This is a genomic window from Gemmatimonas sp. (genome assembly GCF_021298855.1).
GTDB lineage: Bacteria > Gemmatimonadota > Gemmatimonadetes > Gemmatimonadales > Gemmatimonadaceae > Gemmatimonas.
This window is the reverse complement of the sequence record NZ_JAJTHI010000081.1, coordinates 1-9,582: the sequence shown is the minus strand read 5'-3', so window position 1 is coordinate 9,582 and position 9,582 is coordinate 1. Positions and strand designations below refer to the sequence as shown.

Genomic DNA, 9,582 nt, shown 5'->3' with positions numbered 1-9,582 from the left:
GCGTTCTGCCCCGCCCTGACGGACGCCCACTGCCCGTGGGACGGCGCGGGCCGTAGACTCCGGTGTCCCGCTGCCGCTGCGGGCATCCTTCCCACCCCTCCTCAGGTCCAATGCGCCTCCGCTCCATGCCCTTTGCGGTGGCTGGCCTCGCGATCGCCGCCTGCTCGCCGGCCAAGAAGCCGACCGCGGCGCCGACGCCCGCCAACCGCCCCGCCGCCAACGCCGCGCCCAACCAGCCGCCCGCGCCTGGCCAGCCCACCCCCGGGCAGCCTGCGCCCGGTCAGCCGCCCGCCGGTCTCCCCAACATTCCGGGGCTGGCCGGCGCCCTCGGCGGCGCGGCCGAGCCCAACCCGCGCCCCTACGCCACCGTCATCACGCCGCGCGCGCGCAGCAAGCAGGGCGTCTTCGCCGTGCACCAGGTGGGCTCGCGTCTCTTTTTCGAAATCCCCGCCGCGCAGCAGGGGAAGGATTTCCTCGTGACCACGGTGCTCGCCGGCACCAGCGACGCGATCAACGGCAGCCTGTACGGGCCCGAGCGCGTCATCCGCTTCGAGCGGCGCGACAACCGCATCCTGGTGCGTGAAGCCACGTATCTCAACGTGGCCAGCGACAGCACGCAGCAGTCGCGGCAGGCCATGAACCTCATCTCCTTCTTCCCCATCGTCGCCACGCTGAATGTGGAGGCGTACGGCAAGGACAGCGCGGCCGTGGTGGAAGTGACGCGCATGTTCACCGGTGGCGTGCCGGAGTTCACCGCGCGCGGTCGCCGCGCCACCGTCGACGCGAATCGCTCGTTCATCGACAAGTTCAGCGCCTTCCCGCGCAATGTGAACGTCACCGCCGTGCAGACGTACACCGCGGCGCCGGGTGGCGGCATTCCCGGCCTCCCCATTCCGGGGCTCGGCGGCGCTACCGGCAACGCCACCACCGAGTCGTACACCTTCTCGCTCGTGCGCCTGCCCGACGAGCCCATGATGCCGCGCCTCTCCGATCGGCGCGTGGGCTACTTCGTGACCCCCAAGCGCGACTTCGGCTCCAACGAGCAGCGCGTCGTGTCGCGCGACTACATCAAGCGCTGGCGCCTCGAGTGCAGCGACCAGAAGGTGGGCGCTCTCTGCGTCCCGAAGAAGCCCATCACGTACTACGTGGACCCCGCCACGCCGTCGTACCTCAAGCCGTTCATTCGCGCCGGCATCGAGGAGTGGCAGGAGGCGTTTGAAGCCGCGGGCTTCGCCAAGGGCATCGTGGCCGCCGACGCCCCCGCCGACAACCCGGAGTTCTCCGGTGAGGACGCCAGCGTGACGATGATCCGCTGGCTCCCGTCCCCCACCGCCAATGCGCAGGGGCCAAGCCTCGTGGACCCGCGCACCGGCGAAATTCTCGACGCCGACGTGCAGATGTACCACAACATCCTGGACCTCCAGCGCGAGTGGTACTTCTCCCAGGTGGGGCACCTCGACAAGCGCGCCCAGCGCTTCCCCTTCCCTGACACGCTCATGGGGCGGCTCGTGCAGTTCGTGGTGGCGCACGAGGTGGGGCACACGCTGGGCTTCCGCCACAACTTCAAGGGCAGCTCCATGTACCCGCTCGACTCCATCCGGAGCCGCAGCTGGGTGACCAAGATGGGGCACTCGCCCAGCATCATGGACTACGCCCGCTTCAACTACGTGGCGCAGCCCGAGGACAACCTCCCGCTCGAAACGCTGGTCCCCAAGGTGGGGCCCTACGACAAGTTCGCCACCATGTGGGGCTACGCGCCCATCGCGGCCGCGCGCACGCCGGAAGCGGAGCTGCCCAAGCTCGACGAATGGGCGCGTATGCAGGACAGCATTCCGTGGTATCGCTTCTCCGATGACGCCAGCGCCGGCCAGGCCGATCCCGGCGAGCAGACGGAAGCGGTGGGCGATGCCGATGCCGTGCGCGCCAGCACGCTCGGCTTCAAGAACCTCGCCCGCATCATGAAGCTGGTGGAGCCGGCCTCAACCGCCGACAAGACCAAGGACTTCTCGCTGCTCAAGGAGACCTACGACGGCGTGATCGGCCAGTGGGCGCTCGAGGCCAACCACGTGACCAAGATCATCGGCGGCGTGGACCGGCAGGAAAAGCGTGTCAGCCAGAGCGGCCCGGTGTGGACGCCGGTGCCGCGCGCGCGCCAGAAGACGGCCATGAAGTTTCTCAACGACGAGGTCTTCACCACGCCCACCTACCTCACGGATCTGTCGATTCTGCGCAAGCTGGAATCCGACGGCAATATCGGACGGGTCGCCGGGGCCCAGGCGCGTGTGCTCTCGAGCCTCGTGAGCAACGCCCGCCTGCAGCGCCTGATCGAACTCGAGGCCACCGCGGGCAGCACGGCCTCGGTGTACTCGCTGGGCGAGATGCTCACCGACCTGCGCCGCGGGCTGTGGAAGGAGATCTACGCGGGGCGGCCCGTCGACGCCTATCGCCGTCGGCTGCAGACCACGTATCTCGAAGCGATGGCCAGCAAGATCAAGCCGGCCGCGCCAAGCGCTCAGGACATCGCGCTGGCGCAGTTCTTCGGTCCCATCGTCAACACGCGCGATTTCCGTCCGTTGCTGAAGGACGAAATGCGAACCCTCGACCGCGAGCTCGCGGCGGCCATTGGCCGCACGGGAGACCGCGCCACCCGCGCGCATTTGCAGGACGCGCGCGACCAGATCGAGGCGATGCTCGACACGGGCAAGTGACCGGCAGATAACCGGCAGGTGACCGGCAGGTTGACCGGCGCTTCACCGGTCGCCCACCGCCGGACCAGCACAAGCACGGGCCGGACTCCTTCGCGAGTCCGGCCCGTGCTTGTCTCACCGGCTCCAAGGCGGCGGCGTCCCGGGGCGGCGGGGGACCGCCGCGCGGCGTCATTGCCCGGTCCAGTGCCAGGACAGCCACAGGGTGTGGTTCACCTCGTTGGCGCGCCGCGCCGCGAAGGCGTTGTACAGGTTCATGTAGCCCAGTTCGGCACGAATGCGGGTCGACAGTGGCACCCCAACCCCCACCGTGGCCCGGTTCTGCCCAATGGTCAACGTTTGGGTGGCGCCGCCCAGGGGCATGAGCAACTCATTCCACACAAAGCCGATCAGCGGGCGCCCCTGCAGCGTGAGCGACCCCAGATTGGCCTGGGCCCGCGGCATGTACCGCAGGCGGTTCTGGTAAGTGGTGGGGCCGGCCTCGCGGTCGTCTGACCCCGCCACCGAGAGCAGCGGATGGATCCAGCGCTGCTCCAACCGGTAGCGATGGCTCACGGTGAAGGGACCGGCGCGGTGGCTGAGCGAGATCTGCTGCCAGCTCCGATGCTCGCGTGTGGCCGATGAAGACGGCAGGCTGCCGTACGGCGCGGTGGCGATATACGCGTATCCCCCCGCCACCCGGACGCCCGGGGCGACCGTGATCTGGACGCCGGGGCGTACCAGCAGTTGCTGCGGGTCGGCACCGAAGTCCATGCGTCGCCACGAGCCATCGAACCACAGGGCCGTGCGCCTGGTAATGGGCTCGTCCACGAACGCGCCCACCCACATCGCGTCCTGATGACGGGTGACCCACGGCTGCGCGTTGGCCGGTGCGGCGGCCATGATCTGGAGCAATGCCACCGCGCTGACCATGCGGAGAGCAGGAGTAGCCATGGCGGCGAAGTTTCGGCTGCACCCGGCACTTTTGCAATGCGATGCCGGGCGGCACCGCCAAGCGGAACCGGGCGGTGGCACGTAGAATCGGCAGTGGCGGCGTCCTGCCTGCCCCCGTCGGCTCTTCCGCTCAACCGTCATGTGGATTGTTTCGCTGGCCCTGCGCCGGCCGTATACGTTCATCGTCGGCGCCCTGCTGGTCGTGCTGTTCGGGGTGCTGTCGGCGTGGCGCATGGCCACCGATATCCTCCCGGAGCTGGACATTCCGGTGGTCTCGGTGATCTGGTCGTACAACGGCCTGCCGCCGGAAGAAATGGAACGGCGCTTTGCCACGCCCTTCGAGCGCTCCCTCACCACCACGCTCACCGGCATCGAGCACATCGAATCGCAGTCGCTCGCCGGCATCACCGTGGTGAAGGTGTTCTTCCAACCCGACGCCTCGGTGGAAAGTGCGGTGTCGCAGATTGCCGCGCAGTCGCAGACCATCCTGCGCATCATGCCGCCCGGGGCCAGCGCCCCGCTCATCATTCGCTACAATGCGGCCAACGTGCCGGTGCTGCAGCTCGCGCTGGGCGGGGATTCGCTGTCCGAGCAGCAGCTCAATGACCTGGGCACCAACGGCATCCGCACACGCCTGGCCACCGTGCGTGGCGCGAGCGTGCCGCAACCGTACGGCGGGCGCTCGCGGCTCATCAATGTCGATCTGGATCCCGTGCAGCTGCAGGCGCGGGGGCTGTCGCCCACCGATGTGTCCGACGCCATCAGCGCGCAGAATCTGGTGCTGCCCGGCGGGACCGCGAAGATCGGCGAACGCGAGTACGCCGTACGCCTCAACGGCAGCCCCAGTGCCGTCGAGGCGCTGAACGATCTCCCCATTCGCGTGGTCAACGGGGCCCTCGTGCGCGTGCGCGACGTGGCGCAGGTGCGCGATGGGTATGCGGTGCAGACCAACATCGTGCACCGCGACGGCGTGCGCGGCGCGCTGGTGACGGTCCTCAAGTCGGGCGGCGCCAGCACCATCGACGTGGTCGATCGGGTGCGCGACGCCCTCCCCGGGATCCTTGCCGGGCTGCCCTCGGCGCTCAAGGTGGATGTGCTCGCCGACCAGTCGCTCTTCGTGAAAGCGGCGCTCGAGGGCGTCGTGATCGAAGCGCTCATTGCGGCGTGCCTCACGGCCGCCATGATCCTGCTCTTTCTGGGGAGCTGGCGCAGTACCCTCATCGTGGCCCTGTCGATCCCGCTCTCCATTCTCGTGAGCGTCACCGTGCTGGCCGCGCTGGGGGAAACGCTCAACGTGATGACGCTGGGCGGACTCGCGCTGGCCGTGGGTGTGCTGGTGGACGATGCCACCGTGGGGATCGAGAACATCCACCGCATGCAGGAGCACGAGCCGGACATCGAGACCGCCATCATGCAGGGCGCCGGGCAGATCGCGCTGCCCACGCTGGTGTCCACGCTCGCCATCTGCATCGTCTTCGTTCCCATCTTCTTTCTCAGCGGCGCTGCCGGCTCGCTCTTCCGCCCGCTGGCCATGGCGGTGGTGTTCGCGATGCTCGCGTCATACGTGATTTCCCGCACGCTCGTTCCCACGCTGGTGCAGTTCGCGCTGCAGCGCGAGCGCGCGCTCGAGGCGCGACACGCCGAGGCGCGACACGCCGAGGCGCGACACGCCGAGGCGCCGCGGCGGCCGGGGCCGTTTGCGCGCGTGCACCTGGGCTTCGAGCGCTGGTTCGAGGCCAGGCGTCTGCGCTATCGCGACGCCCTCGCCGGCACGCTCGTCCGCCCCACCAGGCTGGCGGGCACGGCACTGCTGGTACTGCTGTCGGCGGGGCTGCTGGTCCCGTGGCTCGGCCGCGATTTCTTCCCCCAGGTGGACGCCGGGCAGATCCGGCTGCATCTGCGGGCCCCGGTGGGCACCCGCCTGGAGGAGACCGCGCGCATGGTGGCGGCGGTGGAGGCGCGCATTCGCACCATCATTCCCCCCGAGGACCTCGGTACGATTCTCGACAACGTGGGCATCGCCTCCACGAGCCTCACCAATCTGGCGTTCAGCGACAACCCCACCACCGGAGTCACCGATGCCGACCTGCTGCTGGTGCTCACGGACACGCGTCGCGGCACCACGGCCGGCTATGCCAGCGAGATCCGGCGCGTCCTGCGCGACGAGTTTCCCAACGTGCTGGTCTTCTTCCAGTCGGCCGACATCATCGGCCAGATCCTCAACGCCGGGCTGCCCGCACCCGTGAACGTGCAGATCGCGGGCAGCAACCGCGCCGAGAACATCGTGGTGGCGCGCGCCATCGAGCAGCGGGTGCGACAGATTCCCGGCGCGGTGGACGTCTACCTGCAGCAGCGGCTCGAGGCGCCACAACTCAACGTCACCGTCGATCGCACGCGCGCCAGCTCACTGGCCCTCACGCAGCGCGAGGTGGCCAACGACCTGCTGGTATCGCTCGCGTCGAGCGGGCAGGCGCAACCCAACGTCTGGCTCAGCCCCCAGAATGGCGTGCAGTACACCGTAAGCGTGCAGACCCCGCAGTATCGCGTGTCATCGCTCGAGACACTCGGCCAGACGCCGGTATCCGGCGTGGCGGGAGGCCCCGCGCAGGTGCTCGGCAACGTGGCCACGATCTCGCGCGGCAGCAGCATGGCCGTGGTGAGCCATTACGATGTGGCACCCGTGTACGACATCTTCGCCAATGTGCAACATCGTGATCTGGGGTCCGTGGCCGCCGACATCGACCTGGTGCTCGACTCACTGCGCCCCACGCTGCCCAAGGGCTCCACGCTGGTCATGCGCGGCCAGGTGGCGAGCATGCGCGAGTCGTACCGCGGGCTGGCCACCGGCCTGCTGTTCGCGGTGGTCCTCGTGTACCTCATCATGGTGGTGAACTTCCAGTCGTGGCGTGACCCGTTCATCATCAGCAGCGCCCTGCCGCTCGCGCTGGCCGGCGTCGTGTGGGCCCTCTTCGCGGCGGGCAACACCATCAGCGTGCCGGCGTTCATGGGGGCCATCATGAGTGTGGGCGTGGCCACCGCCAACGGCATCCTCGTGGTCTCCTTCGCCAACGAACGTATGGCCGCCGGCCTGAGCGCCTTCGACGCGGCGGTCGAGGCGGCCAGCACCCGCCTGCGCCCCGTCATCATGACGGCGGCGGCCATGATCGTGGGGATGGTGCCCATGGCACTGGGCGTGGGTGAAGGGGGCGAGCAGAACGCCCCGCTGGGCCGCGCCGTCATTGGCGGCCTGGCGTTCGCCACCGTGGCCACGTTGACGGTCCTGCCGCTGGTCTACAGCCGGCTGCGCGCCGGCCACGCCGCGCGCGCCGTGCATCCGGCACCGCCCGACGGGCTGGTGCCACCCACCCTTTCGGTACCGGTGTCCTGATGATCGTTGCCTCACGCCTTCCCCGGCGGCGGCAGGGCCGGGTCCTGTTCGTCGTGCTGGCGCTGCTGTTCGCCGGGTTGCTGGTGGCCGGTGCCGTGCCCCGTCTGGCACAGTCCAAGGCGCGCGCGGCCGAGCGGGCCCAGGTGAATGCGGCGCCGACGGTGTTCACGGAGACGGTGCGTGCCGACACCACCAGCACGCCACTCGAATTGCCGGCGTCGGTGACCGGGTTGCACGAAACCCCCATCTTCGCGCGCGCCAATGGATTCGTACGCGCACTGCGCGTGGATATCGGCTCCACCGTGCGCGCCGGGGACACGCTGCTCCTGCTCGACATGCCCGAAGTGCGCGAGCAGGCGCGTCAGGCGGCCGCCGTGGTCGAGCAGGCAGAAGCCAGTGCGGCGCTGGCGGCCACGACGCTCACGCGCTGGCAGTCGTTGGCGCAGCAGGGCGTCGTCACGCCACAGGAGCTGGACGAACGCCAGGCACAGGCGAACGTGGCCGATGCCGCGCTGCGGGGGGCACGCGCGAACGTGGCAAGCCTGCGCGAGGTGCTGCGCTTTGGCGCCGTGCTCGCGCCCTTCGCGGGCGTGGTGAGCGCGCGCACGGTGGATCTCGGCGCCCTCGTGGTGGCCGGTGCCGCCGCTGCGGCCCGGCCGCTGCTCACGCTCATTCAGACGGATACGCTGCGAGTCATGTTGCAGGTGCCGCAGAGTGCGGCATCCCGCGTGCGCGCGGGGCTGCCCGTACGGGTGATGGTGCGGGAAACCGGCGACAGTGCCATTGCCGGGGTGGTCGCGCGCACCGCCGGCGCCATCGATCCCGCCACACGCACGCTGCTCACCGAGGTGCACGTGATCAACCGCACCAGGCGGCTGCTCCCCGGCATGTTCGCGCAGGTGGCCTTCGTCGTGCCCGCCGGCGCTCCGTCGCTGCGCATTCCCGCAATCGCCCTCATTGTGCGCGGCGAGGGCACCCTGGTGGCGCGGGTGCGCGACAACGTCGTGCAGCTGGTGCCCGTCACCCTGGGCCGCGACTTCGGCACGTCGGTGGAAGTACTGGATGGCGTGGCCGCCGGCGACGCGCTCGTGGTGAACCCGGCGGAGTCGCTGAGCGATGGCCTGCGCGTGCGCGCGCTGGCGCGCGGTGCCGGCAAGACCGGCGGCGGTGCGGCCCGGTGACGGCCCCCCGCGGCACGACGGCCCACACCGGACCGTGTGGCGCGGCTAGAGATACCGGGTAATGGGATAGCGCTTGGACGCGCGCACGCGCGCGTACCACTGGGCCGGCCGGTACAGCACCACGAGGGTCACCGCCACGAGCGGGAAGGTCAGCCACAGCGGATAGCTGAACTCCGCCGGGATGCCGGTGATGGTCGCGCGAAAGTCGAAGGCGGACCACGGATAGCCGGCCGCGAGCGCCAGCAGCAGCCCGGCCGCATGCAGGAAGTACAGGTGCGCGAGGTACAGGAACATGGGGACCTGCCCGAGCGTGCGCAGCGGCGCCGTCCAGGCCGGCGTGCGGCGGTCCCACAGCGCCAGCAGCAACAGGGCCGGTCCCACGGTCATGAGCACGAAGCTGAGCGACATGGGATACTTCGTGGTGTTCAACGCGGCCATCACGCTGCCGGCGAGGCTCGCACCGTACGTGGCCACATGCAGATCGCCATACACGTTGGTGGTGCGCAACACCACGAAGAGCGCACTCATGGCGGCACCACCGCGCATCAGCCACACGGCGCGCTGCGCCGGGGCCACCGTGCGGTACCAGCGGCCAAGCGCCTCACCCAGCAGCACCAACCCGATCATGGGCAGCACGGGGTACGACGTGCGAACGGCCGCATCGCCCCACAGGGGCATCACCTGGCGATCGTGCAGAATGGCCCAGCTCCAATGCAGCCACGGCGGCGCCGTGGGATGCCACGCGTCCAGGGCATTGTGCCCCGCCACACAAAGCAGCCCCACCACGACACGCGCCTGCGTCGGTACGCGCTGCAGGAGGCCCAGCACGATCAGGCTTACGCCGATCCCCCAGATCACCTGCGCGTAGCGCAACGGCCAGACGAACGAGAAGGTCCACGCGAACTGGATGACGGTGAACTCGAGCGCGATGAGAACAAGTCCGCGCGTGATCGTCGTCCACTGCCATGCTGGCATCGGTACTCCGGACCGCGCCTGAAGCCCCACGGACATGCCGGCCAGCAGAGTGAACACGGGCGCGCAGAAGTGCGTGACCCAGCGCATCCAGAACAGCAGCGGCGAGATCCCCTCCAGCACCATCGGATCGGCCACGCCCGGCCCGCGCGCATACTCGCGCGCATGATCGAGCACCATGATCACGATGACCAGCCCGCGCAGGACGTCGATGGCGTCTGCGCGCTTCCGGGTGTCGTCAGTCACTCAGCGGTCGAGCGTCAGCGTCAGGAACAGCGCGCGCGCGGCAGCGGGCGAATGCAGCGTCTGGGCGCCGTCCCACCACACGTACTCCATGTAGCGGTCGAACAGGTTGGTGACGCCCAATCCCACGGCGGCGGCGCGCCAGCGCCACGACACGTCG

At 69.5% G+C, this 9,582-nt stretch carries 5 protein-coding genes; 3 read left to right on the top strand and 2 right to left on the bottom strand.

From position 1 onward, the window contains the following. The first annotated feature begins 110 nt into the window (after nt 1-110). Nucleotides 111-2,708, top strand: coding sequence for a zinc-dependent metalloprotease (locus LW840_RS16955; RefSeq protein WP_291266115.1), 2,598 nt, complete (start codon nt 111-113; stop codon nt 2,706-2,708). A 168-nt stretch (nt 2,709-2,876) separates the two neighbouring features. On the opposite strand, the gene LW840_RS16950 is transcribed toward LW840_RS16955, so the two are convergent. Continuing rightward, the gene (locus LW840_RS16950) at nt 2,877-3,638 is read right to left on the bottom strand and encodes a DUF2490 domain-containing protein (protein WP_291266114.1); all 762 of its coding nucleotides are present in this window, start codon (nt 3,636-3,638) and stop codon (nt 2,877-2,879) included. A 139-nt stretch (nt 3,639-3,777) separates the two neighbouring features. On the opposite strand from LW840_RS16950, the gene LW840_RS16945 reads away from it, so the two are divergent. Both LW840_RS16945 and LW840_RS16940 read left to right on the top strand, forming a co-directional pair. Beyond that, the gene (locus LW840_RS16945) at nt 3,778-7,026 is read left to right on the top strand and encodes an efflux RND transporter permease subunit (RefSeq protein WP_291266113.1); all 3,249 of its coding nucleotides are present in this window, start codon (nt 3,778-3,780) and stop codon (nt 7,024-7,026) included. Further along, nucleotides 7,026-8,207 (top strand): efflux RND transporter periplasmic adaptor subunit, encoded by a 1,182-nt coding sequence (locus LW840_RS16940; protein ID WP_291266112.1) that lies wholly within the window; start codon nt 7,026-7,028, stop codon nt 8,205-8,207. The genes LW840_RS16945 and LW840_RS16940 overlap by 1 nt, the downstream gene beginning before the upstream one ends. A 45-nt stretch (nt 8,208-8,252) precedes the next feature. Here LW840_RS16940 and LW840_RS16935 read toward each other — a convergent pair whose 3' ends face one another. Continuing rightward, a complete protein-coding gene (locus LW840_RS16935; RefSeq protein ID WP_291277445.1) occupies nt 8,253-9,425 on the bottom strand; it encodes a heparan-alpha-glucosaminide N-acetyltransferase domain-containing protein in 1,173 nt (390 codons plus the stop codon). Between the last annotated feature and the right edge of the window lie 157 nt (nt 9,426-9,582).